This is a genomic window from Streptomyces sp. NPDC001070 (genome assembly GCF_053598835.1).
In genome coordinates this window covers 141,403-168,278 of the sequence record NZ_JBSFLB010000021.1, presented here as the reverse complement: position 1 = coordinate 168,278, position 26,876 = coordinate 141,403, and the positions used below count along the sequence as shown (strand labels likewise).

The window sequence follows — 26,876 nt, the reverse complement described above, 5'->3', positions numbered from 1 at the left end:
GCTGGCTGCGCCGCGAGATCCGGGACCGCACCCGCCTAGCCGACCTGGTGGTCATCGAGGGCGCGGCGTACGGGCGCGGCGGGTAGGGCGGGCATGACGCTCGAACAGCTGCTCGCCGATGCCGCACAGGGCGTCTTCCCTCCCGCCGACGGCTCCCTGACCGTCGTGCCGCAGCCCGCGGCACGCGACGCCGGGGTGATCGCCTTCACCGCCCACTCCGTGGTCTTCGCGGATGCCGACCCGGAGCTGATCCGCGGGCTCCTGCCGCCCGGCGACCTGTCGGCACCGCTCAATCCACCCTTCCTCACCGCGCTGTGCGGCCTGCTGGACCGCACGGTGAACAACATCGACCTGCTGACCGCCGCGCCCGCCGTGCCGGGGCCGCCGCCGTCCGCCCTGGGCCTGTCCCTGCGGGAGACCGCCGATCGCGGTCATCCCCGGATCGCGCGTGCCCTGCGGCACCGCGACGACGTACGGGCGTGGACGGTGCCCGGCGGCACCGTGCTGACCGGACGCGGTGTGGCGGGCCGCTGGGAGACGGCCGTGGAGGTCGACCCGCATGCGCGCGGTGCGGGGCTCGGCCGCAGGCTCGCGCTGGCGGCGCGTCATCTCGTACCCGACGGGGAAACGCTGTGGGCGCAGATCGCGCCGGGCAACGCGGCGAGCGTACGGGCGTTCACGGCGGCGGGCTTCGCGCCGATGGGCGCGGAGGCGCTCCTCCTCACCCGTCAGGGCTGAGCGCCGGCCGGGGTCCCTTCCGGCGCCCCGGCGATCACTCCACGGCGGCGGCGGTGGCCCACGGCAGGCTGATCCACACGGTCTTGCCGCCCTCGGAGGTGGGGGTGACGAGGAGTGTGCCGCCCGCCTCCGCCGTCAGATGACGGATGATCACCATGCCGCGGCCGTTGTCCTGCTGCACGGCCGCCGGCAGCCGCTGGGGCCACCGCGGATGGCTGTCGGTGACCCCGATGCGCAACTGCTCGTCCCGGTCCAGCTGGACGTCGAGGGTGAAGGTCGGCGACTGGCCGAGGGTGTGCAGCACGGCGTTGGTCGCGAGTTCGGAGACGATGAGCCGTACGCAGTCGGCCGGGTCCGAGTCCTCCGGCATGCCCCACTCCGCCAGCAGGTCGCTCACGTAGCGACGCGCCGCGGGGACCGAGGCGGGGTCGCTCGGCAGGGTGACGGATGCTTCCTGGTGGTCTGCCATGGCGACGCTGTCCCTTTCCCGCCGTGCCCAGGACTCCGACGCGTGCCGCGTCCGTGGCAGCGCGCGCGGCAGCCGGCGGTCCCGTGCCCCGCCTTCCGCGCGGCACGATCCGGACGGCACTCACGCGCCAGAGTGTCACTCATCGTGCCCTTAATCGGGTGTCACCACGGCTATATGCATATATCTGTCGCCCAAAGCGGTGAACTCTGCTACGAGAGAACGTATTTGCGCGGCAGACTTCGCTCGGGGACCGGCGAGGGTGCCGGGAACCGGGAGGTGCACACACCATGCAGCAGGTGCCGGCGGTACGCCGCCGCAAGATCGGCTCGGAATTGCGTCGTCTGCGCGACACGGCCGGGCTCACCAGTGGCGAGGCGGCGCAGCGGCTGGGCTGGCATCAGTCCAAGGTCAGCAGGATCGAGACCGGCCGCAGCGGAGTGCGCCCGGAGGACGTCACGGCGCTCCTGGACGTGTACGAGGTGAGCGACCAGCGGCTGCGGGAGATGCTGGCGGCGCTCGCCGGCGAGGGCGACCGGCGCGGCTGGTGGCACGAGTTCCGAGAGGAACTCCCCCCGGCCTACCGGGACTTCATATCCCTGGAGACCGATGCCTGCCGGGCGCGCACCCTGGAGACCACCGTGGTGCCGGGATTACTGCAGACCCCCGACTACGCCCGGGAGCTGACCCGCTCCGTCCTGCCGCAGCTCGGTCCGCGGCAGATCGCGACGCTGGTGCAGGTGCGGATGGCCCGTCAGGCGGTGCTGCGCGCCGATCCACCGCTGGAGCTGTGGGCCGTGCTGGACGAGGCGGTGCTGCGCCGCGGGGTCGGGGGGCCGGGTGTGATGGCGGCGCAATTGAGCCATCTTGTCGAGCTGGGTTCCCTGCCTCATGTGCATCTGCAGGTACTGCCTTTCTCGGCCGGAGGGCATATAGGCGTCACAGGGCCTTTCGTAATCTTCTCATTTCCGCGCATCGCCGATCTCGACGTGGTTGTTCTTGACCATTTGACGAGTAGTCTCTATCTGGATCAGCAAGAGGACGTCAGGGCGTACGGCGCTGCCTTCAATCGATTGCGCTCCCACGCCCTGTCGAGTGAACAGTCGCTGTCCTTCATCACCGGCATCGGCAAAGGCGCGTAAGGAGGCACACCCCCCATGTCCAACGCACTGCCTCAGTACGTCACCTCCAGTGCGTCCCTCTTCGGCGTGAATTGGCGACGCAGCAGCTACAGCACGGCGGCGAACAACTGCGTCGAGACGGCCCTCCTCGGGGACGGGCCGCTCTCGGGACGGCTCGCCGTACGCGACTCCAAGGATGTGCGCGGCCCCGCCCTGCTCTTCCCCCCCGCCGCGTGGACGGAGTTCCTCGCCGCCGTGACGACGGGATCCCTCACCGAACGCCCCTGACTCAGGGGCGCGGCGGCGCCGTACGGACGATCGTCCCCACGGCGTCGCCGATCTCCCGGTCCGTGAGATCCGCCCGCGCGGTGAGCCGCAACCGCGAGATCCCGTCGGGCACGGACGGTGGCCGGAAACAGCCCACCGCCAGCCCCGCCTCCCGGCACTCGGCGGCCCATGCCACCGCCGCCTCGGGCGACGGCGCCCGCACCGACACGACGCACGCGTCCGGCGCCGTGGCGTCCAGCCCCGCATCCGTCAACCGCTCGTACAGTTCGCGGGCGACCGCCCGGGCCCGTACGGCGCGCTCCGGCTCACGCCGCAGCAGGCGCAGCGCGCCGAGCGCCGCGCCCGTCGCCGCCGGGGCGAGACCGGTGTCGAAGATGAACGTCCGCGCGGCGTTGACCAGATGCTCGATGACCCGGGCCGGCCCCAGCACCGCACCGCCCTGGCTGCCCAGCGCCTTCGAGAGCGTGGCGGTGCACACCAGCCCGGGCGCGCCCGCGAGACCGGCGGCGGCGGCCGCACCCCGGCCTCCGGGGCCGAGCACCCCGAGCCCGTGGGCGTCGTCCACCAGCAGCGCGGCCCCGTGCTCCCGGCAGGCGGCGGCCAGCGCGCCGAGCGGGGCGGCGTCCCCGTCCACCGAGAAGACGGAGTCGGTGACGGCCACCGCGGGTCCCTCGTGGCCGGTGAACGCCTTGCGGAGGGCGTCCGGATCGGCGTGCGGGACGACCTCGGTGGCGGCACGGGAGAGCCGGCAGCCGTCGATGAGCGAGGCGTGGTTGCCGCTATCGGAGACGATGAGGGTGCCCGGTTCGCCGGTCAGCGCGGTGACCGCGGCGAGGTTGGCGGCGTAGCCGGAGGCGAGGACGAGCGCCGCCTCGAAGCCGCAGAAGGCGGCGAGCTCGGCCTCGAGTTCGGCGTGCAGTTCGGTGCTGCCGGTGACCAGCCGCGAACCGGTCGAGCCGGCGCCCCACTTCAGGCAGGCGTCGGCGCCGGCCCGGGTCACCTCGGGATGGCGGGCGAGCCCCAGGTAGTCGTTGGAGGCGAGGTCCAGCAGCGGCGACTCGGAGCGCCGGGGCCGCAGGGTGCGCACCAGTCCGGCCGCGCGGCGCCGTTCGGCGTGCGCGTCGATCCAGTCGAACGGGTCGCGGCTCATGGTCGTCCCCTGGGGTCGGCGGAGGGTTCGGCAGCACCGTAGTGTGCCGCACCGTCTCGCACGGTGTGGTGATGCACACACCCTGCGCGAGCGGTCTTGTGGCATGCCCCATTGGCCGCGGCCCGTCCCGTACGTCAGGATCGCGGCATGGATCTGCTGAATGCTTTGGTGGAGAAGGGCCTGCGCCGCGAGCTGCCCACCCGCGAGGAGGCACTCGCCGTGCTGGCGACCTCCGACGACGAACTGCTCGACGTGGTGGCCGCGGCGGGGAAGGTGCGCCGCCAGTGGTTCGGCCGCCGGGTGAAGCTGAACTACCTGGTCAACCTGAAGTCCGGGCTGTGCCCCGAGGACTGCTCGTACTGTTCGCAGCGGCTCGGCTCCGAGGCCGGGATCCTCAAGTACACCTGGCTGAAGCCCGACCAGGCGGCGGCCGCGGCGGCCGCGGGGGTCGCCGGCGGCGCCAAGCGGGTCTGTCTGGTCGCCAGCGGACGCGGCCCGACCGACCGCGACGTGGACCGGGTCTCCAAGACCATCGAGGCCATCAAGGACCAGAACGAGGGCGTCGAGGTCTGCGCCTGCCTGGGGCTTCTGTCGGACGGGCAGGCCGAGCGGCTGCGCGACGCGGGCGCCGACGCCTACAACCACAACCTCAACACCTCCGAGGCCACCTACGGGGACATCACCACCACCCACACCTACGCGGACCGGGTCGAAACGGTGCAACAGGCCCAGGCGGCGGGCCTGTCGGCCTGCTCGGGCCTGATCGCGGGCATGGGCGAGAGCGACGAGGACCTGGTCGACGTGGTCTTCGCCCTGCGTGAGCTGGACCCCGACTCGGTCCCGGTGAACTTCCTCATCCCCTTCGAGGGCACCCCGCTGGCCAAGGAGTGGAACCTCACCCCGCAGCGGTGCCTGCGGATTCTTTCGATGGTGCGATTCGTCTGTCCCGATGTGGAGGTCCGCATCGCGGGCGGCCGCGAGGTGCACCTGCGGAGCATGCAGCCGCTCGCGCTGCACCTGGCGAACTCCATCTTCCTGGGCGACTACCTCACCAGCGAGGGCCAGGCCGGCAAGGCCGACCTCGACATGATCGCGGACGCCGGTTTCGAGGTGGAGGGCGCCGGCACGGTGACCCTGCCCGAGCACCGCGCGGACGTCGCCGCGGCTGGGGGCTGCGGCTCGCACGCCGCCGCGGGCTGCGGCGGTCACGGCGGGGCCGACGGCGGCGGCTGCGGACCCTGCGGCGGGCACGCCCACGGCGCGGACGCGGAGCCGGTCCCGGCCGGTGCCGCCCGTACCGACCTGGTGGCCGTGCGCCGCCGGGGCACCGGGACGGACCTGCCGCCCAATGCGTGAGCCGCTCACCCCGGGCGAGCTGCTGGCACTGGACCGGGAGCACGTCTGGCATCCGTACGGGCCCATGCCGGGCCGTCAGGAACCGCTCGTCGTCGAGTCCGCGGCAGGGGTCCGGCTGCGGCTCGCCGAGCCCGTGGAGGGCAGGACCGAACTCGTCGACGGGATGTCGTCGTGGTGGTCGGCGATCCACGGCTACAACCACCCGGTGCTCAACGAGGCCGCCCGCGGCCAGCTGGACCGGATGAGCCACGTCATGTTCGGCGGGCTCACCCACGAGCCCGCCGTGCGGCTCGCCGCGCGCCTGGTGGAGATCACCCCGGAGCCGCTGCGGCACGTCTTCCTCGCCGACTCCGGCTCGGTGTCGGTCGAGGTCGCGGTCAAGATGTGCCTGCAGTACTGGCGTTCGCTCGGCCGTCCGGCCAAGCGGCGGCTGCTGACCTGGCGCGGCGGCTACCACGGCGACACCTGGCAGCCGATGTCCGTCTGCGACCCCGAGGGCGGTATGCACGGGCTGTGGTCCGGCGTCCTGCCCCGGCAGGTCTTCGCGGACGCGCCGCCGTCCGCGTACGAGCCCGCGTACGCTGACCACCTGCGGGAGACGATCGCCCGTCACGCCCACGAGCTGGCCGCGGTCATCGTGGAGCCCGTCGTGCAGGGCGCGGGCGGCATGTCGTTCCACTCCCCCGCCTACCTGCGCGTACTGCGGGAGGCGTGCGACGAGCACGACGTCCTGCTGGTCCTCGACGAGATCGCCACCGGCTTCGGCCGGACCGGGGCGCTCTTCGCCGCCGAGCACGCGGGCGTGTCGCCCGACGTCATGTGCGTCGGCAAGGCCCTCACCGGCGGCTACCTCACGATGGCCGCCGCCTTGTGCACCTCGCGGGTGGCCGAAGGGATCTCCCGGGGCGAGGTGCCGGTGCTCGCCCACGGCCCCACCTTCATGGGCAACCCGCTGGCCGCGGCCGTCGCCTGCGCCTCGATCGACCTGCTGCTCGGCCAGGACTGGGCGCAGGAGGTCAAGCGCATCGAGGCCGGTCTGCGCGACGGGCTCGCGGCCGCCGCCGCGCTTCCCGGCGTACGGGACGTACGGGTGCTCGGGGCGATCGGTGTCGTCCAGCTCGATCACGAGGTCGACGTGGCAACCGCGACGCGGGCCGCCGTCCGCAGCGGAGTATGGTTGCGGCCGTTCCGGGATTTGATCTACACGATGCCCCCGTACGTGACGGGGGACGAGGACGTCGCGCGCATCTGCGCGGCGGTGTACGCGGCGGCGGAGGCGGCATGACGGTGTTGTTCGTGACCGGTACGGGCACGGAGATCGGCAAGACGGTGACCACGGCGGCGATCGCGGCGACCGCGCTGCTCAGCGAGTACAGCGTCGCGTACCTCAAGCCCGCGCAGACCGGGGTGGGCCCCGGCGCGCCGGGTGACGCCGCGGAGGTCACCCGGCTCGCCGGTCCGGAGGTAACGAGCGTCGAACTCGCCCGCTACCCCGAGCCGCTGGCACCCGCGACGGCCGCGCGGCGCTCGGGGCTCGCCCCGGTGGGCCCCGCCGACGTCGCGGAGGCGGCGGCGAAGCTGGCGGCGGTGCACGACATCGTCCTCGTGGAGGGCGCGGGCGGGCTCCTCGTCCGCCTCGACGACGCGGGCTCGACGCTGGCTGACGCGGCGCGGATGCTGAACGCCCCGGTGCTCGTGGTCGCCCCGGCGGGGCTGGGCACCCTCAACGGTGCCGCGCTCACGGCGGAGGCGCTGCGGGCGCGGGAGCTGAAGTGCGCGGGCATCGTCATCGGCAGCTGGCCGGACGACGCGGACCTGGCCGCCCGCTGCAACCTCGCCGACCTCCCCGAGGTCTCCGGCGCCCCCCTGCTGGGTGCCCTGCCCGCCGGCGCGGCCGCGCTCGACCCCGCCGACTTCCGTGCCGCGGCCCCGGGTTGGCTCTCCCCCCGCATCGGCGGCGACTGGGACGCCGCCGCCTTCACCGCGCAGTGGGCGCCCGCGGCTCTCGCCTGAGCGAGGCGGGCGACGCCGCGACACACCGATATGCGCGCGAACGGGGAGGCTTGGGACGGGCTCCGGGGCGGCAGAATCGGAGGAAGGGGTGCCGAGACGAAGGGGGTCCGGCCATGAGGAGCCGCACCAGTGTGGCGCGCGAGCCCGTCCATCACCCGCTGTTCGCCCGCTTCTACGCCCGCTGCGGCCCTGCGCTGGACGCCCGCGCCGGCTTCAGCGCGCACCGGGAGGACGTGCTGGCGGGGCTCACCGGCCGGGTCATCGAGATCGGCGCGGGATCGGGACTGAACTTCCGTCACTATCCGCGGGCCGTCTCCGAGGTCGTGGCCATCGAGCCGGAGCGGCATCTGCGCCGACTGGCCGCCGACGCCGCACAGCGCGCCGACGTGCCCGTGGACGTCGTGCCGGGGGTGGCGGAGGCGCTGCCGGTCAAGAGCGAGGCCTTCGACGCCGCGGTCAGCTCCCTCGTACTGTGCTCCGTACGCGACCAGAAGCGCGCCCTCGCCGAACTGCACCGGGTGCTGCGACCGGGAGGGGAACTGCGCCTGCTGGAGCACTGCCGGGCCGAGAGCCGGACGGGCCTGGCCCTGCAATGGGCGGCGGACCACACCCTGTGGCCGCTGCTGTTCGGCGGCTGCCGGACCGGGCGGGACACGCTCGCCGCGGTCGAGGCGGCCGGCTTCGAACTGCTCGAACTGCGCCGCTTCCACGTCCCGGAGCGGAGCAAGGGCCTGACCCTGCCCGTACCGAGCGCGTCGCACATCCTGGCCACCGCGCGCCGCCCCGCCTGAGCTCCGCGGGTTCTGTACCTACTGGTATGTACACTGCTCGCATGGAGACGACGCCTGAGCGCCTGATCGAGAGCACCCGCGAACTGCTCTGGGAGCGGGGCTACGTCGGCACCAGCCCGAAGGCCATCCAGCAGCGCTCGGGCGTCGGCCAGGGCAGCATGTACCACCACTTCTCCGGCAAGCCGGAGCTCGCGCTCGCCGCCGTGCGCCGCACCGCCGAGCAGAAGCGGGAGACCGCCGAGCGCGAACTCGCCCGGCCCGGCACGGCGGTCGAACGGATCTCCCGCTATCTGCGGCGGGAGCGGGACGTGCTGCGGGGCTGCCCGATCGGGCGGCTCACCCACGACCCGGAGGTCGTCGCGAGCCCCCAGCTTCGGGCGCCGCTCGACGAGACCTTCGAGTGGCTGCGCGGGCGGCTGGCGGACGTGCTCGCCGAAGGCCAGGCGCGGGGCGAGATCGCGCCCGGCCTCGACACCGGTGACATCGCGGCCACCCTCGTGGCCGTGCTCCAGGGCGGCTACGTGCTCGCCCGCGCGGCGGGCACGGCCGCACCCTTCGACCAGGCCGTGAGCGGAGCGCTGGCACTGCTGGCGCAGCACGCCTGACCGGCGCCCGGCACAACACCCAGGGGGACACATGTACGCGATGCAGTACGGGATCACGCTGCCCGCCGACTACGACATGAAGATCATCCGAGACCGGGTCGCGACGCGGGGCCGGCTCACGGACGCGTACGAGGGACTCGGATTCAAGGCCTACCTGATCCGCGAGCGCGGCACGGAGGGCTCCCCGGTCAACGAGTACGCGCCCTTCTACCTCTGGGACGACACCGGCGGCATGAACCGCTTTCTGTGGGGCGGCGGCGGTTTCGGCGGCATCGTCGACGACTTCGGCCGCCCGGACGTGAGCCACTGGACGGGCGTCGCGTACCGCCCGGGCCCGGCCTTCGGCGTCCCGCCCCGCGCCGCGAGCCGACTCCGGCAGCGGATCCCCGCCGGGGCCGACCCGCGCGAGCCGGTGGCGAGGGCGCTGGAGTCCTGGGAGGAGCGCGCGGACACCGCCGGGGTCCACGCGACCGTACTGGCCGTCGACCCGCGCCACTGGGAGACCGTCCACTTCACGCTCTGGGACCGAACGCCCCCGGGCACCCCCGACCCGGACCGCTACGAGCTGCTGCACCTGTCGGCCCCGCACCTGGACGAGGTGCCGGTGGGCAGGCAGTGGTCCTGACCGGACGTGACGCGCCCGGAACGGCGGGGCGGGGCACAACGAGCGAGGCGGCCAAGGAGGCCGGTCCCGTTCACCGGCGCGTCAGACGCACCAGGCGCGCAGCTCGTCCGCGATCTCGTGGACGTCGGCGGTGCCGCCCTTCACCAGGCGGGCCAGGTCGCGCACCTGTTCGGGGGACGTGGCGACCTTCAGACCGCTGGCCACCAGGTACGCGTAGCCGACGGCCGAGGCGAACAGCGCGTTGGACCGCTCCAGGGCCGGCACGTGGACCAGCAGCTGCAGCAGGCTCGCGGCCCGCTCATGGGGGTCGGCGTACACGGGCATGCCGAATATCTCCGCCTGATGGCGGCCGACCGCGGCGACGAGAGCGCCCCAGTCGGTCACTTGCGGATCACCGGGGGTGTTGTGCTCGGCGACCATGAGCAGCCAGGCGAGATCGATCTGCAGAGTCAACGACGGCCTTCGCGCTCGGAGCCGAACTCCTCGGCGAAGACGGACTCGTACCGCTGCATGAAGTCGGCGGCGGCCTCGACGAAGCTGCGGCCCCGCTCCCCCGCGTCCTTCTGGACGAGTTCCTCTATGTACCGGTTGACGCTGACACCCCGCTGCGCGGCCCGCTCACGGGCGGTCGCGGCGGTGGCCTCGTCCACCCGCACGTTCAACTGGGTCTTGGCCATACCGTCAAGCTAGCGCCGATCCACTAGCAATGACAAGTGGCCGCCTCCCGGTCGGCTCGGAGCCCGGCGGACCGGGCTCCGAGCAGGCGCGGCTCCCGCTTCAGAGGCGGGTCGCCACCGTGCGCGCCAGGCCCTCGAGCGGCTTGTCGAACCGCGAGGGCTCCTCGTTGCGTACGAGCCGGATCGAGACCCACGCCTCGTCCACGCGCAGGAAGACCGACCCGTCCTCCAGATAGGCCTCGTCGCCGATGCCGTCGAGCGGTTTCAGCTCGTGGCCGAGACCGCGCTCGGCGTCGTAGTAGTTCTTCCCCGCCTCCCCCGCGAAGACCTCGACCTGGGCCGTCGGCCCGGTCTCCGGCGCGGCGTAGGCGCAGGTGCCCTCCAGGTCCTCACCTGCCTTCAGCGGCACTCCGGCGAGCCGCTCGGCCTCCTCCCGGGTCACCAGGGCACACGGATCGCCCGTTCCCCCGCCCGGCGACGGGGACTGCGACTGCGGGGCCGTGGCGGACGGCACGGACGGGCTCGGAGCCGTCGCGGACGGCTTGTCGCCGGAGTCCGCCGCCGGGTCCTGGCACCCCTGGAGCGCCAGGCCCAGCAGCGCGGCCAGGGGCACCCCCGCCCAGACCCGCATCCGCCCGCGGCCGCCGGACCCGGTCCGGGTATGTGTGTGCACCATCGATTCGGTCCCCCTCGGTACCCGGTTCTCGCCCCGCCCCGGCCACACCCTGCCCGGCACAGGTGCACCTACAGACGGACCGGGGCGGCCAGTCGGTTTCGGCCGGACGAGCTCGCGGGCGCCCGGCGATCCCCGCGCGCCCCCGCGCTCCCCCTCCCGAACGATGCGGCACCGCACCCGACGACCTACGCTCGGGTCGCATACGGACGAGTGCGCACTTCCTCACGATGGGGGGCAAGCGTGTCGACATGGACGGCAGCGGACACAGAGGGCATCGAGGCGGGCGCGGAACCCGCGGCGCGCGCCACGGCGCTGACGAAGGCATACGGGACGGGCGAGACCCGCGTGGTCGCGCTGGACGCGGTGGACGTGGAGATCGCCCGCGGGCGGTTCACGGCGGTCATGGGCCCGTCCGGCTCCGGCAAGTCCACCCTGATGCACTGCCTCGCGGGGCTGGACTCGGTCACGTCCGGGCAGGTGTGGATCGGCGAGACCGAGATCACCCGTCTGGCGGAACGCGAGCTGACGCGGCTCCGCCGTGACCACGTCGGCTTCGTCTTCCAGGCGTTCAACCTGCTGCCGACGCTGACGGCCGCCGAGAACATCACGCTCCCGATGGACATCGCGGGCCGCAAGCCCGACCAGGAGTGGGTGGACCGGGTGATCGACACCCTGGGCCTGCGCGACCGGCTGGGGCACCGCCCCGCGCAGCTCTCCGGCGGCCAGCAGCAGCGTGTGGCCTGCGCCCGCGCCCTCGCGTCCAGGCCGCAGCTGATCTTCGCGGACGAGCCGACCGGCAACCTCGACTCGCAGGCGGGCGCCGAGGTACTGGGTTTCCTGCGCGAGGCCGTGGACCGGCTGGGCCAGACCGTGGTGATGGTGACCCACGACCCCGGCGCGGCGGCCTACTCGGACCTGGTGCTCTTCCTGGGCGACGGCCGGATCGTCGACGAGATGCACGAGCCCACCGCCGACGGCGTCCTGGAACGGCTCAAGCGGTTCGACGCGCTGCGGAAGCAGGGCTAGGACCCGGCGATGCTCCGGGCGACGCTGCGCAGCTTCCTGGCCCACAAGGGCCGGTTGCTGCTCAGCGCGCTCGCCGTCCTGCTGTCGGTGGCGTTCGTGACCGGCAGCATGATCTTCTCCGACACCGTCAACCGCACCTTCGACCGGTTGTTCGCCTCCACGTCCGCCGATGTGACGGTGGGTCCCCCCGAGGCCTTCAGCGAGGACCAGCAGTTCGCGTCCGGGCAGGTCCGCACGGTGCCGGCGGCCCTGCTGGACCGGGTCAGGGCGGTACGCGGCGTCGCGGACGCGCGGATCGACGTCACCGTCCGCAACACCACCGTCGTCGACGCGAGGAACCGGCCGGTCGGCCCGACCACCGGCGCCCCCACCCTGGCCACCAACTGGTCGGGCAATCCGCGCAGTCCCGTCCGGCTCACCAGCGGTCACGTACCGCACGGCGCCGACGAGGCGCTGATCGACGCCGACACGGCGGAGAAGCGCCATCTGAAGCTCGGCGACCGGCTGCGGGTGCTGGCGCAGCCCGGCGCCTTCCCCGTACGGCTCGTCGGCATCGCCACCTTCACCACGACCAATCCGGGCGCGGCCCTGCTCTTCGTGGACACGCCCACCTCGCAGTCACGCCTGCTGGGCCGTACGGGCGTCGCGACGTCGGTGCAGGTCGACGCCGCCCCCGGGGTCTCCGACGACACGCTCAAGAAGCGGATCGCCGCGGCACTCGGCCCGCGCTACACGTACACGACCCAGGCCGAGCAGGCGAAGTCGGCGGTGGAGAGCCTGGCCACCTTCCTGGACGTGATCAAGTACGTGATGCTGGGCTTCGCCGGGGTCGCGGTCCTGGTCGGGGTCTTCCTGATCGTCAACACCTTCTCCATGCTGATCGCCCAGCGCACCCGGGAGCTCGGGCTGCTGCGGGCGCTCGGCGCCGACCGCAGACAGGTGCGGCGGTCGGTGCTGGTCGAGGCGCTGCTGCTCGGGCTGGCCGGCTCCACCGCGGGCCTGGTCTGCGGGGTCGGCATGGCGGCGGGGCTGATCCGGCTGCTCGGGGTGTTCGGGATGAACGTCAACGCCGCCGAGATGGTCATCCGCTGGCGCGTCCCGGTGGCGGCGTACGCCGTCGGCCTGCTGGTGACCCTGGTCGCCGCCTACCTGCCGGCGCGCCGGGCCGCCCGGGTCTCCCCCATGGCGGCGCTGTCCGACGCCGAGGTCGCGGGCGGCGCGAAGAGCCTGCGGACGCGAGTGGTGGGCGGCGCGATCGTCACGCCGCCGGCGGCGGGTGCGCTGACCGGGGCGGCGGTTGCCGGGAGCACCGGTGACGCCGCCTCCTTCCTGGGGATCGGCATCGGGCTCTCGCTGATCGCGGCGGTGGTCGTCGGGCCGCTGCTGGTGCGCCCGGTGATCCGGGTACTGGGCGGGGCGTTCCCCCGCGTCTTCGGGCCCGTGGGGCGGATGAGCCAGCGCAACGCGCTGCGCAATCCGCGCCGCACGGGCGCGACGGCCTGCGCCCTGATGATCGGGCTGGCCCTGGTCACGGGCATGTCCATCGCGGGGACGTCGATGGCCGCCTCCTTCGATCACGAGATCGACCGGGCCCTGGGCGCGGACTACGTCGTGCAGGGCGACCAGTTCGCGCCGTTCTCGCCGGAGATCACCCGCCGGGTGCAGAAGGTGCCCGGCGTGGGAGAGGTCGTACGGGTGCGCTACGTGTCCGTCCTGATGACCCTGCCGGACCACCGGGAGACCAAGCTCACGGGCACGGCGATCGGCCCCGGGGCGGACCGGGCGCTGAACCTGGACTACGCCCAGGGCGACACGGCGCGCGCCCTGGCCCGCGACAGCATCTCGCTCTCCGCTGCCTACGCCGCCCACCACGGCCTACGCGTCGGCAGCGAGGTCCCCGTGCGCTTCGTCGACGGCCACGCCGCGACCTTCACCCTGCGCGCCCTGACCACCAGCCAGAGCACCCTGCTGGGGGACGACGCGACCCTCACCATGGGCCTGGCCACCGCCGAGCGCTTCCTCCCGCAGGGCCAGGACGCCGCCCTCTACGTGAACACCGCGCCCGGCACGGACAAACCCACGCTCCGGGCGAATCTGGAGAAGTCCCTCAAGGCCTATCCGCAGGTCGAGGTCCGCGACCAGGCCGACTACAAGAAGCTGGTGCGGACGCAGATCTCGGTGCTGCTGAACCTGGTGTACGCGCTGCTGGGGCTGGCGATCGTCATCGCCGTCCTGGGCGTCGTCAACACCCTCGCCCTGTCGGTGATCGAACGCACCCGGGAGATCGGGCTGCTCCGGGCGATCGGCCTGTCGCGGCTGCAGTTGCGCCGCATGATCCGGCTGGAGTCCGTGGTGATCGCGGTCTTCGGCGCCGTGCTGGGTCTCGCCCTGGGACTGGTGTGGGGGCTGGTGACGCACGAGGTGCTCGCGCTGGAGGGCATGCGGGCGTTCACCATCCCGTGGACGACGGTCGGCGCCGTCATGGCGGGCTCGGTGGTGGTCGGCCTGGTCGCGGCGCTGCTGCCCGCGCTGCGCGCGTCGCGGATGAACGTCCTGGCCGCCATCGCCCACGAGTGAGCCGGCACGGGGCGGGTAAGGTCGTCTGTCCGCCGGCGAGTTGAGACGAGGGGACGCTCATGGTGCGACGGTTCCGGTTCGGTGTGAATCTGCTCGAGCCCGCGCAGGGCGCCGCGTGGGCGCGCAAGTGCCGCCGGGTGGAGGCACTCGGGTACGACGTCCTGCAGGTGCCGGACCACCTGGACTGGCCGGCGCCCTTCCCCTCGCTGGTCGCGGCGGCGCACGTCACCGAGCGGCCCCGGCTGGGCACTTTCGTGCTCAACGCCGCGTTCTGGAACCCGGTCGTGCTGGCCCGCGAGGTCGCCACGACCGCCCGGCTCACCGGCGGCCGTCTGGAGCTGGGGCTCGGGGCGGGCTACGTACGCGAGGAGTTCGAGCGCGCGGGGCTGGCGTACGGCACCGCCCGCGACCGGGTCGACCATCTGGAACGGACCGTCGACGTGCTGACCCGGCTGCTCCCCGGCCCGGACGGGGCGGACGGGGCCCGGCCCCCGCTGCTCCTGGGCGGGAACGGCCCGCGCGTGCTGCGGCTGGCGGCACGGCACGCGGCCGTCGTCGCCTTCACCGGCGCGGAGGCCGACCCGGCCAAGGACGACGGATCACTGCGGCTGCTGTCCGCCGGGACGGTGCGGGAGCGGGTCGCGGCCGCGCGCGGCTTCGCCGCCGCGTACGGCACCGACCCGGAGTTCAACATCCTCGTCCAGCGGGTCGTGATCACCGGGGACCGCGAGGCGGCGGCCTCGGGGTTCGCCCCGCACGCGCCCCACCTGAAGGCCGAGGAACTGCTCGACCTGCCGACGCTGCTCGTCGGCACGGTCGCGGAGATCGCGGAGCAGTTGCGGCGGGGCCGGGAGCGCTTCGGCTTCAGCTACGTCACGGTCCTGGAGCCCGCCATGGAGGCCTTCGCCCCGGTGATCGAGGAGCTGCGCCGCGAGGAGCCGGGGAGGGGTTCGGGGAGGGTTAATTCGCTCGCCGCTCGGGGCCGGGGACTGCTTGGCTGACCCCATGGACGATCTCGGGATACGCAGCGCCGTACGGGCCGACGCCGAGCGGGTGCTGGACTTCTGGAAGGTGGCCGCCGAGGGCACCAGCATCAGCGACGACGTCGAGGGCGTGGCGCGGCTGATCGACCGCGACCCGCAGGCCCTGCTCCTCGCCGAGCGCGACGGCGTGCTGGTCGGCACGGTCATCGCGGGCTTCGACGGCTGGCGCTGCCATCTGTACCGGCTCGCCGTTGACCCCGACCGCCGCCGCCAGGGGATCGCCCGCGCCCTGCTGCGGGCGGCCGAGGAGCGTTTCACGGCGCTGGGCGGCCGGCGCGGCGACGCGATGGTGCTGGAGCGCAACGAACGCGCCCACCACGCCTGGAGTGCGGCGGGGTACGCCCCGGAACACCACTGGCGTCGCTGGACCAAGCCGTTCGAACGGACGCCGTAGACCCCCTTGGACCCCGGAGGCCCCGGGTTGTGCCGGGCAGGCCCTCCGGACACCCGATTGCTTTGCCAATCCTTTACGATTGGCGCATGGCCGACCCTCCGAGTCACCCACGTCACCGGCACCGTCCGCGTCGCCCACAGCGCGCGATCCACCCGGCGGTGACCGATCATGGGACCGAGGTGTCCCGATGACCGAAGTGCTCCTCCTGGCCGTCGCCCTGCTGCTGACCCTGACCTGCGCCGTCTTCGTCGCCGCGGAGTTCTCCCTGACCACGGTCGAGCGCACCGACCTCGAACGCGCGGAACGGGCCGGCGAGCGCGGTGCCGCCGCGGCCCTGCGGGCCGTACGCACCCTGACGGTCCAGCTGTCCGGCGCCCAGCTCGGCATCACCGTCACCGGTCTGGTGATCGGCATGCTCGCGCAGGCCTCCATCGCCGAGCTGCTGGCGGGGCCGCTGCGCGCGCTGGGGATGGGGGCCTCCGCGGCCTCGTCGCTCGCGCTGGTGCTGGGCACGGGCGTCTCGACGGTGGTGCTCATGGTGGTGGGCGAGCTGGTCCCCAAGAACTGGGCGATCTCCCGCCCGCTGCCGGTCGCCAAGGCCGTCGCGCCGCCGCAGACCGCCTTCACCACCGCCTTCGGGCCGCTGATCCGCCATCTGAACAACACCGCCAACCGCGTGCTGCGCCGCATGGGCCTGGAACCCGCGGAGGAGCTCGCCTCGGCCCGCAGCCCGGAGGAGCTGGTCGCCCTCGCCCGGCACTCCGCCAGGGCGGGCGCGCTGGAGGCCGACACCGCCGAGCTGTTCGTACGGACGCTGAGCCTGGCCGGGCTGACGGCCGAGAACGTGATGACGCCGCGCGTCCAGGTCGTGGCCCTGGAGGAGAGCGCCCACTGCCAGGACGTCGCAGACGCCACCCGCGCCACGGGGCTGTCCCGCTTCCCCGTCCACCGGGGCGGGCTGGACAACGTGATCGGCATCGTCCACATCAAGGACGTCCTGGCCGTGCCCTACGAACGGCGGCACGGCCACCCGATCACCCCGCTGCTGCGGGAGCCCGTGCCGGTCCCCGAGACGCTCACCGTGGACCGGCTGCTGGACCGGCTGTCCGGCTCCATGAGCATGGCCGTCGTCATCGACGAGTACGGCGGCACCGCCGGCGTGGTCACACTGGAGGACATCGTCGAGGAGGTGGTCGGCGAGGTGCGTGACGAGCACGACCCGCAGGAGACCCCCGACCTGGCCTTCATCCACCAGGACCGCACCGGCCGCCGCGTCTACGACGCGGACGGCGCGACGCGCACCGACCAGCTCGCGCAGATCGGCCTTCGCGTCGAGGACGGGCCCTACGAGACGCTGGCCGGCCTGGTCGCCCACCGGCTGGGGCGGATACCCGCCACCGGGGACACCGTCGAGGCGGACGGCTGGCTGCTGGAGGTCACCGACGACTCCCACCACCGCGCGGCGCACGTACGGCTGATCTCCCCGGCGCCGCACGCGCACGACGGCCTCGCGTCGCAGGGCGCGGAGAACGGGACGGCGGGTGCGCGATGACCTTCCTGCAGCTGTTCATCGGCGCGCTGACGCTGGTGGTCAACGCCTTCTTCGTCGGCGCCGAGTTCGCGATGATCTCGGTCCGGCGCAGCCAGATCGAGCCCCGCGCCGAGGCCGGCGAGCGCGGTGCCCGCAGCGTCCTGTGGGGACTGCAGCACCTGTCGCCGCTGATGGCCGCCGCCCAGCTGGGCATCACGCTGTGCACCCTGGTACTCGGCATCGTGGCGGAACCGGCGATCGAGCACCTGCTGGCGCCGCTGTTCCACGCGCTGCACGTCCCCGAGGGCGCGACCCACGCGCTGTCGTTCGCCATCGCGCTGACCCTGGCCACCTACGCGCACATGCTGCTCGGCGAGATGGTCCCCAAGAACATCGCGCTCGCCGCCCCGGAGCGGACCGCGCTGGCCCTCGGACCGCCGCTGGTGACCCTGGCGCGGGCGCTGCGCCCGGTGATCTTCGCGATCAACGCCTTCGCGAACGGGCTGCTCAAGCTGTTGCGGGTGGAGCCGAAGGACGAGGTCGCGGCCGTGTTCTCGGACGACGAGCTGGCCCGGATGGTGACCGACGCGGGACAGGCCGGGCTGCTGGACGAGCGTGCCGCGATCCGTCTCCAGGACGCCCTGGAGCTGGGCCGCCGCCCGGTCCGCGAGGTCGTCGTCCCGTGGGAGCGGGTGGTCTCGGCGTGCATCGGGGTCACCCCGGCGGCGCTGGAACGCCTCGCCGCGCAGTCCGGCTTCTCGCGCTTCCCCGTGACCGACGAGGCCGCGCGCATCCTCGGCTACCTGCACGTGAAGGACGCCCTGGCGCTCGGCCCCAGCCGCCACGACCAGCTGTTCCCGCGCGGCTCCCTGCGCCGCATCACCCGGGTGGCGGCGGCGACCCCGCTGGACGACGTGCTGGCGGCGATGCGGGCCAGCGGCGCGCACCTGGCGGCGGTCGTCGACGACCAGGGCCGCGGCATCGGCCTGGTCACCATGGAGGACGTCCTCAAGGAGCTCGTGGGGCACGCACCGGCCGCCTGAGACCGCCTGAGGCGGCGGCCCGCCGGGCCGGTAGGATCACGCGGGCCATGCAGATGAACGCCACCCACACCAGCTTCGTCGCGCTCGGCGACTCCTTCACCGAAGGCATGTCGGACGCGCTCCCGGACGGCTCCTACCGCGGCTGGGCCGACCTCCTCGCCGGCCGGCTGGCCGCCCACGCGCCCGACTTCCGCTACGCCAACCTGGCGGTGCGCGGCAAGCTCATCCAGCAGATCGTCGACGAGCAGGTGGAGACCGCCGTCTCGATGGACGCCGACCTGGTGACCCTCGTCGGCGGGCTCAACGACGTGCTGCGGCCCAAGTGCGACGTCGCGAAGGTGTGCGCGCTGCTGGAGGAGGCCGTGGAGCGGCTCGCCCCGAGCTGCCGGCAGCTGGTGCTGATGCGCAGCCCCGCCCGCCGGGGCCCGGTGGCGACGCGCTTCCTGCCGCGCATGGAGGAGCTGTTCGGCTTCATCGACGACCTGGCCGCCCGGCACGGCGCACTCGTGGTGGACCTGTACGGCGCGCACGCGCTCGGCGACCCGCGGCTGTGGGCGGACGACCGGCTGCACCTGGACACCGAGGGCCACCGCCGGGTCGCCGAGGCGGTCTGGCAGACCCTCGGACACACCGCCCAGTTCGACTGGACCGAGGTGCTGCCCGACTCCGTGCCGCTGTCGTGGCCCGCACGCCGGGCCGCAGACCTGCGCTTCACGCGGCAGCACCTCGTCCCGTGGATCGGCCGCCGGCTCACCGGCCGCTCCTCCGGTGACGGCCTCCCGCCCAAGCGCGCCGAGCTGCTCCCGTACGAACTGTGAGCGGGGCCCGCCTTCGGGACACGGCCGCCGAGCTGCAGACAGCCATCGAGGAGCCCGGTGAGGACAGCCACGACTTCCGGCAGGCGCTGCGGAACGCTGCGCGAGGTGGTGGCGAATGACGGGTGAGCCCGATCCGACCGCGCCGTGCACCTGCGACCTCGCCAATCGGGAGCAGCCGGCCAGGCACTGGGTTACCTGCGCCGTGTGGGACCGGCACTGCGAAGAGCGCGGCATCACCCTGGACTACCGGCGGCAGGTCGACGAGCTCGCCGTCCGCCTCGAGGAGCTGCCCGCGGACTGGCGGGGCAGTCTCCACATCGTCATGCCGGAGCCCGGCCGGCCCATGACCTGGATCGAGCTGCCGGAGAGCGGGAGCGACGAGTAGACGGCCGCGGTACTTGCGGTCAGCAGGTAACCGGGCCATCGGTGCCTGCCGCCGACGGCCTCCCGCCCAAGCGCGCCGAGCTGCTCCCGTACGAACTGTGAGCGGGGCCCCCGTCGTGGGGCCCCCCGGCGTCCCGGCCACGCGGCGCATCCCGACGTCCCCGCTCGCGGGTGCCGGGCACCCCCCGACGCTACGCGCATAGACCGGTCCGGGGCGCTGACCTGCGCCGACGCGCAGTAGAATCTCGCTACGTGACTTCCAAGCCCCGCATCCCCAACGTCCTGGCCGGCCGCTACGCCTCCGCGGAGCTCGCCACCCTGTGGTCCCCCGAGCAGAAGGTGGTGCTGGAGCGCCGCCTGTGGCTCGCCGTCCTGCGGGCCCAGAAGGACCTGGGGATCGAGGTGCCGGACGCGGCCCTCGCGGACTACGAGCGGGTGCTGGAGCAGGTCGACCTCGCGTCGATCGCCGAGCGGGAGAAGGTCACCCGGCACGACGTCAAGGCGCGCATCGAGGAGTTCAACGCCCTCGCCGGCCACGAGCACGTCCACAAGGGCATGACCTCGCGCGACCTCACCGAGAACGTCGAGCAGCTGCAGATCAGGCTCTCCCTGGAGCACGTGCGCGACCGCACCGTCGCCGTCCTGTCCCGGCTCGGCAAGCTCGCCGCCGAGTACGCCGAGCTGGTCATGGCCGGCCGCTCGCACAACGTCGCCGCCCAGACCACCACTCTGGGCAAGCGCTTCGCGACGACGGCCGACGAGCTGCTCGTCGCCTTCGCCCGCGTCGAGGACCTGCTCGGCCGCTACCCGCTGCGCGGCATCAAGGGCCCGGTCGGCACCGCGCAGGACATGCTCGACCTGCTCGGCGGCGACGTGGACAAGCTCGCCGAGCTGGAGCGCCGGATCGCCGCACACCTCGGCTTCTCCGAGGTCTTCACCTCCGTCGGCCAGGTCTACCCGCGCTCGCTCGACTACGACGCCGTCACCGCGCTGGTGCAGCTGGCCGCCGCGCCCTCGTCGCTGGCCAAGACGATCCGGCTGATGGCCGGGCACGAGCTGGTCACCGAGGGCTTCAAGCCCGGACAGGTCGGCTCCTCCGCCATGCCGCACAAGATGAACACCCGCTCCTGCGAGCGCGTCAACGGCCTCGCGGTCATCCTGCGCGGCTACGCCTCGATGGTCGGCGAGCTGGCGGGCGACCAGTGGAACGAGGGCGACGTCTCCTGCTCCGTGGTGCGGCGGGTCGCCCTGCCGGACGCGTTCTTCGCCTTCGACGGCCTGCTGGAGACCTTCCTGACGGTGCTCGACGAGTTCGGCGCCTTCCCGGCCGTCATCGCCCGTGAGCTCGACCGCTACCTGCCGTTCCTCGCCACCACCAAGGTGCTCATGGGCGCGGTCCGGGCCGGCGTCGGCCGCGAGCTGGCGCACGAGGTCATCAAGGAGCACGCCGTCGCCTCCGCGCTCGCCATGCGCGAGAAGGGCGCCGAGCGCAACGAGCTGCTCGACCGGCTCGCCGAGGACGAGCGCATCCCGCTCGACCGCGCCCGGCTCGACGCCCTCATGGCCGACCGCCTCTCCTTCACCGGCGCGGCCGCCGGACAGGTCGCGGAGGTCGTCCGGCGCGTGGGCGCGGTCGCAGAGCGCTACCCGCAGGCGGCCGCCTACGCCCCCGGGGCCATCCTCTGACCACGCCCCGGCGTTCCCGCCCCACCCCGGCCGAGCTGGAGGCCGCCCGCGAACGCGTCATCCCCGACGTGATCGCCGGCGGCCTGCGGGTGCTGTTCTGCGGCATCAACCCCGGGCTGATGTCGGCGGCCACCGGCCACCACTTCGCCCGCCCCGGCAACCGCTTCTGGCCCGTGCTGCACGCCTCCGGCTTCACCCCGCGCCGGCTCGACCCGGCGGAACAGGCCGAGCTCCTGACGTACGGGCTCGGCATCACCAACGTCGTCGCCCGTGCCACCGCTCGCGCCGACGAGCTGACCCGCGACGAGCTGCTCCAGGGCGGAGAGCTGCTGACGGCGACGGTTCGGCGGCACGAGCCGTGCTGGCTCGCGGTCGTCGGCGTCACGGCGTACCGCGTCGCCTTCGGCGAGCCCCGTGCGAAGATCGGCCCCCAGGAGCGCACGATAGGCCGCACCCGCGTCTGGGCCCTGCCCAACCCCAGCGGCCTGAACGCGGGTTGGTCGACCCAGGCGATGACGGAGGAGTTCGGCCGCCTCCGCGACGCGGCGGAGAACTGAGGGCCCATGAACGATCGAGCCGTGGAGGACGCCCGGCGGCGGCTCGCCGAACGCGGCGTCCGGCACAGCGGCGACGACGCGTGCACCGACGACGTCACAGGAACCAGCCCTTCGTCGGACTCGCCTATCCTGCGGGACGCGTCGGTGACCGAATGGGGAAGCTTGAGAAACCTGTACGCCGCACGAGTTCTCGCCCGGCCGCCGCGCGGCGCTCCGACCGCCTAGCAGCGTGGAATCGGCTTGCTGTAGGTCGTGTTGCTCGGCGTGGCCACGTAGTGGTCGGAGACGTAGCGGCCGTTGTCCAGGCGGTTCCAGATCTTGGTCGCGCCCACCGTGGAACCGGACCTCTGACAGACGACCCACGCTAGGGCGCCGTCCGGCGACGTGCCCTTCACGGCGTAGGAGGTGCCGGGCCCACTGCGTTCGGCGAGGCCGCCCGCCGCGGTGACCTGGTACGGGAGCGCGCAGCGCGGCAAGGGGGCGCTGTAGCCGGTGGCCGACGGGGTGCTGACGTAGTGGTCGCTGACGTATGTGCCGTCGGTGAGCTTGTCCCACACGGAGGTGGTGCCCACCTTGAGGCCCGGGGCCTGGCACACGACGCGCAGGGCGGAGCCGGGCGCATGGGTGCTGACGACGGGATAGGTCGTCGAGGGGCCGCTGCGCGCCTTCAGCGCGGTGGAGCTGGTCACCGTGTAGGTGAGGGCGACGGTGGCGACGGGCGCGTCGAGCCGGTCGTTGTCGATGTTGACGGTGACGCCGCCGTAGGTCTCGTCGTGGCCGCCGAGGTACTGCTTCGCGCGCTGGTGGACCGCCCACTTGGCGTCGGCGATGCCGGTCCAGCCCTTCAGCGTGTCGGCCCCGTCGTAGCGGGCGATCCACAGGGCGTCGGGGCGGGCGTACGAGGTCGAGGTGTAGACGTCCGAGAGCTGCTTGGCGCCGAGGTTGAGGTTCATGTAGACGCCGGAGACATAGCCCAGCCGGTGCAGTTCCTTGGTCCAGGCGGAGAGGTAGGTGAGGACTGCGGTGCGGCAGGCGGTGTCGGTCTGCGTGTAGTTCTCGATGTCGTTGTAGAAGGCGCTGCCGGGCTGCATGCCGAGGGCCTTGGCCGCGGCGATCGCCTCACCTGCGGCAGCCGTGCCCTGGCTCCGCGCGGTCGCCGGGGTGGTGCTGATCTTTGCGTCGGTGGGCCGGGCGCCGCAGGGCGGCTGCAGGCCCTTGTGTACCGGCAGCAGGCGCCACTTGAGCTGCGCCACGGAGGTGACCCAGGAGGACGTGAGCTGCGGTTGCGCGCAGGTGCGGTTGACACCCGATATGTAGACGCCGAGCGCACGGTAGGGGGACGCGTTCCATGCCTGGATCGTGGTGAGCGGCGGTGCGGTGCAGGCGTCGAAGGCGAGCCCCGAGTAGCGGGTGGCGCTCGCCCCCGCGGGGTAGCCGGCCGGGGTGGCCGGTTCGGCGAGGGCCGCCGGGGCGAGGCCGAGGGCGGTGGCGCCGCCCAGAACGCACGCCGAGGCCGCGGCGAGAAATCGCCTCAGGTTACGGCGAGGGTGCGGGTACGGCATGACGGCCCCCTGTACGGCTCGGCGCCGTGGCGCCGGTGTGGCTGTTCCAGCCGTCCGCGCCGTGTGCCGGGCCCCCCTGGCGGGTGTCGTCGCGCTTGATGACACATCAGGCTGTTCCGGACGAAGGGTAGTAGCGCGCGGCAGCCGCGTCGAGAAGCGTGACAAGGCTCCCTTACGGGGCCTTCTACGGCACGAGCGCCGCGTCGCCGACCGCGGCGACGAGCTGGAGGGGCAGCTCCGGGTCCCACTGACCGACGCACACCCCTATCCAGCGGTCGTCGACGCGCCAGGCCCACACCTCGGCGGCATAGCCGCACAGGACGTCCAGCGGAGGCGGCACCGGATCCCCGTTGAAGGAGCGTTCGAGGTGGACGCCGAGGTCGACCGTCTCGGGCTCGCCCCAGCGCGACGAGAGGAGCTCGACGAGGGCCTGGCACTCGGCCTCCATGTCCTCCTCGGCCCGCCGTCTGCGCTCCGCGTCCCCGTCCGCGTCCCAGAAGTCCTCGCTGATCCGCAGGTCGGCGACGTGGAAGCCGGGGCCGCTCTCGACCGCGCCGGAACGCTCGCGCCGCGCCGGGAACGGGCGGGTGCGGAGCGCGTCGACGGCGGCCACGTGGCCGGGCAGGTCCATGGGGCAAGTAAACCCCCCGGCTCTGACACTTGACTTCGAGTCAGTAACCACTGGCCGGTGGCACTCGCCGCGGGCCGCCGGGACGGGTACGATCCGGCCAACACGCGCACAAGCTGGGAGGACATACGTTGGGGCGGCTCACCGGCGGGGACCCGTCCCTGCTCCGGCGGATCAATTCCGCGGTGGTGCTGCATGCCCTGCGTGGCGAACCCGCGGTGAGCCTCACCGAGCTGGTGCACACCACGGGGCTGTCGCGGCCGACGGTCGAGGGCGTGATCGACGGCCTGATGGAGTCGGGCCTGGTGGTGGAGGCGCCACAGGAGCCCGGTGACGCGCGCAAGCAGGGGCGTCCGGCACGCAGGTTCCGCTTCCACGCGGAGGCGGGGCATCTGCTGGGCGTGGAGATCGGTGCCCGGCAGATCCGGGCGCTGCTGTCGGACCTCAGCGGACGCGTCCTGGGGTCCCTGGCGCACGACGTCGCCGATTCGCTGCCCGCCGAGGAACGTCTGGAACGGGTCCGCGGCACGGTCGCCGAGCTGCTGCGCAAGGCCGGGGTGGCGCGCAGCACGCTGTGGGCTGTCGGAGTGGGCAGCCCGGGGATCGTGGAGACCGACGGCGCGGTGCGGCTCAGCACGGCGCTGCCGGGCTGGACGGGACTGCCGCTGGGCGAGCGGCTGCGCCGGTCGTTCCGCTGCCCCGTACTCGTCGAGAACGACGCGAACGCCGCCGCGGTCGCCGAGCACTGGCAGGGCGCGGCCGTCGGTACGGACGACGTGGTGTTCGTGCTGGCCGGGCTGAGCCCGGGGGCCGGGTCGCTGATCGGCGGCCGGCTCCACCGGGGCTTCGGCGGGGCGGCGGGCGAGATCGGGGCGCTGCACCTGCTGGGCCGCGAGGCGACCCCCGAGCGGCTGCTGTCCACGACGGGGACTCCCCTGCACCCGCTCGACGAGTCCGCGGTGGCCGAGGTGTTCGCGCTCGCCCGGTCGGGGGACGTCCAGGCCCGGGAGGCCGTCGACCGCTTCCTGCAGCGGCTGGTGCACGACGTGGCGGCCCTGGTGCTGGCGATAGACCCGGAGCTGGTGGTGATCGGCGGCTGGGCCGCCGGACTGGACGGCGTACTGGAACCGCTGCGGACGGAGTTGGCGCGATACTGCCTGCGGCCGCCGGAGGTGGCGCTGTCCGCACTGGGGCACGAGGCGGTGGCGACCGGAGCCCTGCGGCTGGCGCTCGACCATGTCGAGGAGCAGTTGTTCGCGGTGGCCCGCACCTCACTGCTCGGGCGCTGAACCGCGGCTGCGGAACCGCGGGACCACGGAAGTCGAACCAGGGCAATACGGGGGAAATTCCGCGTTTCATCGGCCTGCCTGCTTTGCCGGCTTGTCCCACCAGCCGACGATCCGTCGCATCGGCGATGCGTGCCGCGCCGCGGGCGCGGCCGGCGAAAGGGCGTCCCGCGTGCGGCGAGCAGTGGTCCTGGCAGTGTCCGTGGTGCTGACTTTCGGCGCGTCGATCGCTCCGGCCGCCGCGTACACCCCGGATCCGGTGGTCGCCGAGCCGCTGCGGATGGCGGGTGCGGCCCTCGCGGCCCAGCGCGCGGAGAGCACCGGGATCACCTTCGGGGCCTGCCCGGCGGACAGCGGGCTCGATGCGCCCGTGCAGTGCGGCCGGGTCACGGTGCCCGTGGACTACGCGAACCCGGGCGGCGCGAAGATCGACCTGCTGGTGAGCCGGCTGCGCGCGTCCGGGCCCGCCTCGGGCCGGCAGGGCTCCCTGGTGTTCAATCCGGGCGGGCCGGGGTCGTCCGGGCTCTGGTTCCCGGCGGTCGGCCGGCCCGGCGTGGGGGCGGTCACCCGCAAGGTCTGGTCGACGGCGGCCAGGACGTACGACCTGGTGGGCTTCGACCCGCGCGGGGTCGGCCACTCCGCGCCGATCTCCTGCGAGGACCCGGCGGGCTTCCAGCGTGCCCCCGGTCCCGACCCGCGGCTGCCCACCCGCGCGGTGAAGGCCCGCAAACGGGCGGAGGCCCTGCGCAAGGCCGAGGGCTGCCGGGCGCGCAACGGCGCGCTCCTGGCGAACATGCGCACCGCCGACCTGGCGCGGGACCTCGACGTCATCCGGGCCGCCCTGGGCGAGCAGCGGCTCAACTACTACGGCGTCTCCTACGGCACGTACCTGGGCGCGGTGTACGCCACGCTCTTCCCCTCGCACGTGCGCCGCATGGTCGTCGACAGCGTGGTCAACCCGGACCCCCGGGGCATCTGGTACGGCGCCAACCTCGCACAGGACGTCGCCTTCGAGCTCCGCTGGTCGGACTGGCGCGACTGGGTGGCCCTGCACGACAAGGTGTACGGCCTCGGTGCGACCCCCACCCGGGTGCAGGCCAACTTCGACCGGGCGATGCGGATGCTCGGCAAGCGGGCGGCCGGAAAGGTGGGCCCCGGCGAACTCCACGCGGCGGCGGTGCAGGCGGCGTACTACGACCAGCGCTGGGTGCCCTTCGCCCATCAGCTCTCACGCTATCTGCGCGGCGACGACAAACCGCTCGTCGCGGCGGCCGCTCCGGACCCGGGATCGGCCAAGGAGGAGGAGAACGGCGAGGCCGTCTATCTGGCGGTGGAGTGCTCGGACGCGGCGTGGCCGCGCGACTGGGGCGTGTGGGACCGCGACAACTCACGGGTCGCCCGCCTGCGTCCCTTCGAGACCTGGGCGAACGCCTGGCTGAACCTCCCCTGCGCCTCGTGGCCGGTCACCGGGGGACGGCCGGCGGACGTCGGGGTGCGCTGGGGCTCGCAACTGCCGCCGGTGCTGCTGGTCCAGTCGCGGCGCGACGCGGCGACCCCGTACGAGGGCGCCGTGGAACTGCACCGCAGGCTGCCCGGCTCGCGGCTGATCACCGAGGAGGACCGCGGCTCGCACGGCCTGATCAGCTTCTCGAACGAGTGCGTCACCTCGCGCGTCGACCGCTACCTGGTCTCGGGCACCGTCGGCGACCAGGACGTGCACTGCTCGGGGCATCCGCTGCCCGAACCGTCCGGCCGCGATGGCGCCGAGGACGCCAACGCCGGCCGCTTCTACTGACCGGACGGGTCACCGGACGGGCCGGGCGCGAACGCCGGGG

28 protein-coding genes are annotated in these 26,876 nt (G+C 73.4%); 21 read left to right on the top strand and 7 right to left on the bottom strand.

Translation table 11 applies throughout. The annotated features are described in order from the left end of the window. The first annotated feature begins 93 nt into the window (after window positions 1–93). Entirely contained in the window at window positions 94–738 is a 645-nt protein-coding gene (locus ACWDAS_RS25475) for a GNAT family N-acetyltransferase (protein WP_450395057.1), read from the top strand. 34 nt (window positions 739–772) lie between these two features. On the opposite strand, the gene ACWDAS_RS25470 is transcribed toward ACWDAS_RS25475, so the two are convergent. Then, complete coding sequence (locus tag ACWDAS_RS25470) at window positions 773–1,207, bottom strand: ATP-binding protein (RefSeq protein ID WP_450395055.1); 435 nt, start codon at window positions 1,205–1,207, stop codon at window positions 773–775. Window positions 1,208–1,494: 287 nt separating this feature from the next. Between ACWDAS_RS25470 and ACWDAS_RS25465 the strand changes: the two genes are divergently transcribed. Together ACWDAS_RS25465 and ACWDAS_RS25460 are read left to right on the top strand one after the other, a co-directional pair. Then, entirely contained in the window at window positions 1,495–2,346 is an 852-nt protein-coding gene (locus ACWDAS_RS25465) for a helix-turn-helix domain-containing protein (RefSeq protein WP_450395053.1), read from the top strand. 15 nt (window positions 2,347–2,361) lie between these two features. Next, entirely contained in the window at window positions 2,362–2,613 is a 252-nt protein-coding gene (locus ACWDAS_RS25460) for a DUF397 domain-containing protein (RefSeq protein WP_450395050.1), read from the top strand. A gap of 1 nt (window position 2,614) precedes the next feature. Here the strand turns inward: ACWDAS_RS25460 and ACWDAS_RS25455 are convergent, their stop codons facing one another. Then, on the bottom strand, window positions 2,615–3,763 hold the full coding sequence (locus tag ACWDAS_RS25455; RefSeq protein ID WP_450395048.1) for an 8-amino-7-oxononanoate synthase: 1,149 nt from the start codon (window positions 3,761–3,763) through the stop codon (window positions 2,615–2,617). A 147-nt stretch (window positions 3,764–3,910) separates the two neighbouring features. Between ACWDAS_RS25455 and bioB the strand changes: the two genes are divergently transcribed. The 6 genes from bioB to ACWDAS_RS25425 all read left to right on the top strand — a co-directional run bounded on the left by bioB (window position 3,911) and on the right by ACWDAS_RS25425 (window position 9,153). Beyond that, entirely contained in the window at window positions 3,911–5,119 is a 1,209-nt protein-coding gene (gene bioB / locus ACWDAS_RS25450; protein WP_450395046.1) for a biotin synthase BioB, read from the top strand. Continuing rightward, complete coding sequence (locus ACWDAS_RS25445) at window positions 5,112–6,404, top strand: adenosylmethionine--8-amino-7-oxononanoate transaminase (protein WP_450395043.1); 1,293 nt, start codon at window positions 5,112–5,114, stop codon at window positions 6,402–6,404. The genes bioB and ACWDAS_RS25445 overlap by 8 nt, the downstream gene beginning before the upstream one ends. Further along, window positions 6,401–7,132: a dethiobiotin synthase gene (bioD, locus tag ACWDAS_RS25440; protein ID WP_450395040.1), complete on the top strand. Its 732-nt coding sequence runs from the start codon at window positions 6,401–6,403 to the stop codon at window positions 7,130–7,132. Before ACWDAS_RS25445 ends, bioD begins: the two co-directional genes overlap by 4 nt. Window positions 7,133–7,245: 113 nt before the next feature. Continuing rightward, window positions 7,246–7,923, top strand: a complete 678-nt coding sequence (locus ACWDAS_RS25435) for a class I SAM-dependent methyltransferase (RefSeq protein ID WP_450395038.1) — start codon at window positions 7,246–7,248, stop codon at window positions 7,921–7,923. 41 nt (window positions 7,924–7,964) lie between these two features. After that, window positions 7,965–8,528, top strand: a complete 564-nt coding sequence (locus ACWDAS_RS25430) for a TetR/AcrR family transcriptional regulator (protein WP_450395036.1) — start codon at window positions 7,965–7,967, stop codon at window positions 8,526–8,528. Window positions 8,529–8,559: 31 nt separating this feature from the next. Beyond that, window positions 8,560–9,153: a DUF4865 family protein gene (locus tag ACWDAS_RS25425; protein ID WP_450395035.1), complete on the top strand. Its 594-nt coding sequence runs from the start codon at window positions 8,560–8,562 to the stop codon at window positions 9,151–9,153. An 81-nt stretch (window positions 9,154–9,234) separates the two neighbouring features. On the opposite strand, the gene ACWDAS_RS25420 is transcribed toward ACWDAS_RS25425, so the two are convergent. The 3 genes from ACWDAS_RS25420 to ACWDAS_RS25410 form a co-directional block, all read right to left on the bottom strand. Then, window positions 9,235–9,606 (bottom strand): fic family toxin-antitoxin system, toxin component, encoded by a 372-nt coding sequence (locus ACWDAS_RS25420; RefSeq protein WP_450395032.1) that lies wholly within the window; start codon window positions 9,604–9,606, stop codon window positions 9,235–9,237. After that, window positions 9,603–9,830: a toxin-antitoxin system HicB family antitoxin gene (locus ACWDAS_RS25415; RefSeq protein WP_450395029.1), complete on the bottom strand. Its 228-nt coding sequence runs from the start codon at window positions 9,828–9,830 to the stop codon at window positions 9,603–9,605. Before ACWDAS_RS25415 ends, ACWDAS_RS25420 begins: the two co-directional genes overlap by 4 nt. 100 nt (window positions 9,831–9,930) lie before the next feature. Further along, complete coding sequence (locus ACWDAS_RS25410) at window positions 9,931–10,506, bottom strand: hypothetical protein (protein WP_450395027.1); 576 nt, start codon at window positions 10,504–10,506, stop codon at window positions 9,931–9,933. Window positions 10,507–10,746: 240 nt separating this feature from the next. Between ACWDAS_RS25410 and ACWDAS_RS25405 the strand changes: the two genes are divergently transcribed. The 10 genes from ACWDAS_RS25405 to mug all read left to right on the top strand — a co-directional run bounded on the left by ACWDAS_RS25405 (window position 10,747) and on the right by mug (window position 21,565). Next, window positions 10,747–11,532, top strand: a complete 786-nt coding sequence (locus ACWDAS_RS25405; protein WP_450395024.1) for an ABC transporter ATP-binding protein — start codon at window positions 10,747–10,749, stop codon at window positions 11,530–11,532. 9 nt (window positions 11,533–11,541) lie between these two features. After that, window positions 11,542–14,109, top strand: coding sequence for an ABC transporter permease (locus tag ACWDAS_RS25400; protein ID WP_450395021.1), 2,568 nt, complete (start codon window positions 11,542–11,544; stop codon window positions 14,107–14,109). 59 nt (window positions 14,110–14,168) lie between these two features. After that, entirely contained in the window at window positions 14,169–15,110 is a 942-nt protein-coding gene (locus tag ACWDAS_RS25395; protein ID WP_450395018.1) for a TIGR03621 family F420-dependent LLM class oxidoreductase, read from the top strand. Between the two features lie 4 nt (window positions 15,111–15,114). Then, entirely contained in the window at window positions 15,115–15,546 is a 432-nt protein-coding gene (locus ACWDAS_RS25390) for a GNAT family N-acetyltransferase (RefSeq protein ID WP_450395015.1), read from the top strand. Window positions 15,547–15,733: 187 nt separating this feature from the next. After that, entirely contained in the window at window positions 15,734–17,098 is a 1,365-nt protein-coding gene (locus ACWDAS_RS25385; RefSeq protein ID WP_450395013.1) for a hemolysin family protein, read from the top strand. Then, window positions 17,095–18,120, top strand: coding sequence for a hemolysin family protein (locus tag ACWDAS_RS25380; RefSeq protein ID WP_450395012.1), 1,026 nt, complete (start codon window positions 17,095–17,097; stop codon window positions 18,118–18,120). Before ACWDAS_RS25385 ends, ACWDAS_RS25380 begins: the two co-directional genes overlap by 4 nt. A gap of 47 nt (window positions 18,121–18,167) precedes the next feature. Further along, window positions 18,168–18,938 (top strand): SGNH/GDSL hydrolase family protein, encoded by a 771-nt coding sequence (locus ACWDAS_RS25375; RefSeq protein ID WP_450395010.1) that lies wholly within the window; start codon window positions 18,168–18,170, stop codon window positions 18,936–18,938. A gap of 115 nt (window positions 18,939–19,053) precedes the next feature. After that, a complete protein-coding gene (locus ACWDAS_RS25370; RefSeq protein ID WP_450395007.1) occupies window positions 19,054–19,323 on the top strand; it encodes a hypothetical protein in 270 nt (89 codons plus the stop codon). Window positions 19,324–19,574: 251 nt separating this feature from the next. Beyond that, window positions 19,575–21,008 carry an adenylosuccinate lyase gene (purB, locus tag ACWDAS_RS25365; RefSeq protein ID WP_450395005.1) on the top strand — a complete coding sequence of 478 codons (1,434 nt, stop codon included), beginning with the start codon at window positions 19,575–19,577 and terminating at the stop codon, window positions 21,006–21,008. Then, window positions 21,005–21,565, top strand: a complete 561-nt coding sequence (gene mug, locus ACWDAS_RS25360) for a G/U mismatch-specific DNA glycosylase (RefSeq protein WP_450395071.1) — start codon at window positions 21,005–21,007, stop codon at window positions 21,563–21,565. The genes purB and mug overlap by 4 nt, the downstream gene beginning before the upstream one ends. 221 nt (window positions 21,566–21,786) lie before the next feature. On the opposite strand, the gene ACWDAS_RS25355 is transcribed toward mug, so the two are convergent. Next, window positions 21,787–23,127, bottom strand: a complete 1,341-nt coding sequence (locus tag ACWDAS_RS25355; RefSeq protein ID WP_450395003.1) for a glycoside hydrolase domain-containing protein — start codon at window positions 23,125–23,127, stop codon at window positions 21,787–21,789. A 184-nt stretch (window positions 23,128–23,311) separates the two neighbouring features. After that, window positions 23,312–23,758, bottom strand: a complete 447-nt coding sequence (locus ACWDAS_RS25350) for a hypothetical protein (RefSeq protein ID WP_450395001.1) — start codon at window positions 23,756–23,758, stop codon at window positions 23,312–23,314. A 128-nt stretch (window positions 23,759–23,886) separates the two neighbouring features. Here ACWDAS_RS25350 and ACWDAS_RS25345 point away from each other — a divergent pair, with 128 nt between their 5' ends. Both ACWDAS_RS25345 and ACWDAS_RS25340 read left to right on the top strand, forming a co-directional pair. Next, window positions 23,887–25,044 (top strand): ROK family transcriptional regulator, encoded by a 1,158-nt coding sequence (locus ACWDAS_RS25345; protein WP_450394999.1) that lies wholly within the window; start codon window positions 23,887–23,889, stop codon window positions 25,042–25,044. 169 nt (window positions 25,045–25,213) lie between these two features. Further along, window positions 25,214–26,836, top strand: a complete 1,623-nt coding sequence (locus ACWDAS_RS25340; protein ID WP_450394997.1) for an alpha/beta hydrolase — start codon at window positions 25,214–25,216, stop codon at window positions 26,834–26,836. Window positions 26,837–26,876 lie beyond the last annotated feature (40 nt).

What these genes read in the sequence shown, in the direction of transcription:
- ACWDAS_RS25435 (WP_450395038.1), top strand. Translation starts at nt 7,246, where the DNA reads ATGAGGAGCCGCACCAGTGTGGCGCGCGAGCCCGTCCATCACCCGCTG.
- ACWDAS_RS25390 (WP_450395015.1), top strand. Translation starts at nt 15,115, where the DNA reads ATGGACGATCTCGGGATACGCAGCGCCGTACGGGCCGACGCCGAGCGG.
- ACWDAS_RS25415 (WP_450395029.1), bottom strand. Translation starts at nt 9,830, where the DNA reads ATGGCCAAGACCCAGTTGAACGTGCGGGTGGACGAGGCCACCGCCGCG.
- ACWDAS_RS25400 (WP_450395021.1), top strand. Translation starts at nt 11,542, where the DNA reads ATGCTCCGGGCGACGCTGCGCAGCTTCCTGGCCCACAAGGGCCGGTTG.
- ACWDAS_RS25465 (WP_450395053.1), top strand. Translation starts at nt 1,495, where the DNA reads ATGCAGCAGGTGCCGGCGGTACGCCGCCGCAAGATCGGCTCGGAATTG.
- ACWDAS_RS25385 (WP_450395013.1), top strand. Translation starts at nt 15,734, where the DNA reads ATGACCGAAGTGCTCCTCCTGGCCGTCGCCCTGCTGCTGACCCTGACC.
- ACWDAS_RS25470 (WP_450395055.1), bottom strand. Translation starts at nt 1,207, where the DNA reads ATGGCAGACCACCAGGAAGCATCCGTCACCCTGCCGAGCGACCCCGCC.
- ACWDAS_RS25455 (WP_450395048.1), bottom strand. Translation starts at nt 3,763, where the DNA reads ATGAGCCGCGACCCGTTCGACTGGATCGACGCGCACGCCGAACGGCGC.
- ACWDAS_RS25425 (WP_450395035.1), top strand. Translation starts at nt 8,560, where the DNA reads ATGTACGCGATGCAGTACGGGATCACGCTGCCCGCCGACTACGACATG.
- bioB (WP_450395046.1), top strand. Translation starts at nt 3,911, where the DNA reads ATGGATCTGCTGAATGCTTTGGTGGAGAAGGGCCTGCGCCGCGAGCTG.
- ACWDAS_RS25380 (WP_450395012.1), top strand. Translation starts at nt 17,095, where the DNA reads ATGACCTTCCTGCAGCTGTTCATCGGCGCGCTGACGCTGGTGGTCAAC.
- ACWDAS_RS25395 (WP_450395018.1), top strand. Translation starts at nt 14,169, where the DNA reads ATGGTGCGACGGTTCCGGTTCGGTGTGAATCTGCTCGAGCCCGCGCAG.
- ACWDAS_RS25350 (WP_450395001.1), bottom strand. Translation starts at nt 23,758, where the DNA reads ATGGACCTGCCCGGCCACGTGGCCGCCGTCGACGCGCTCCGCACCCGC.
- ACWDAS_RS25370 (WP_450395007.1), top strand. Translation starts at nt 19,054, where the DNA reads ATGACGGGTGAGCCCGATCCGACCGCGCCGTGCACCTGCGACCTCGCC.
- ACWDAS_RS25430 (WP_450395036.1), top strand. Translation starts at nt 7,965, where the DNA reads ATGGAGACGACGCCTGAGCGCCTGATCGAGAGCACCCGCGAACTGCTC.
- ACWDAS_RS25445 (WP_450395043.1), top strand. Translation starts at nt 5,112, where the DNA reads ATGCGTGAGCCGCTCACCCCGGGCGAGCTGCTGGCACTGGACCGGGAG.
- ACWDAS_RS25355 (WP_450395003.1), bottom strand. Translation starts at nt 23,127, where the DNA reads ATGCCGTACCCGCACCCTCGCCGTAACCTGAGGCGATTTCTCGCCGCG.
- bioD (WP_450395040.1), top strand. Translation starts at nt 6,401, where the DNA reads ATGACGGTGTTGTTCGTGACCGGTACGGGCACGGAGATCGGCAAGACG.
- ACWDAS_RS25475 (WP_450395057.1), top strand. Translation starts at nt 94, where the DNA reads ATGACGCTCGAACAGCTGCTCGCCGATGCCGCACAGGGCGTCTTCCCT.
- ACWDAS_RS25375 (WP_450395010.1), top strand. Translation starts at nt 18,168, where the DNA reads ATGCAGATGAACGCCACCCACACCAGCTTCGTCGCGCTCGGCGACTCC.
- ACWDAS_RS25460 (WP_450395050.1), top strand. Translation starts at nt 2,362, where the DNA reads ATGTCCAACGCACTGCCTCAGTACGTCACCTCCAGTGCGTCCCTCTTC.
- ACWDAS_RS25410 (WP_450395027.1), bottom strand. Translation starts at nt 10,506, where the DNA reads ATGGTGCACACACATACCCGGACCGGGTCCGGCGGCCGCGGGCGGATG.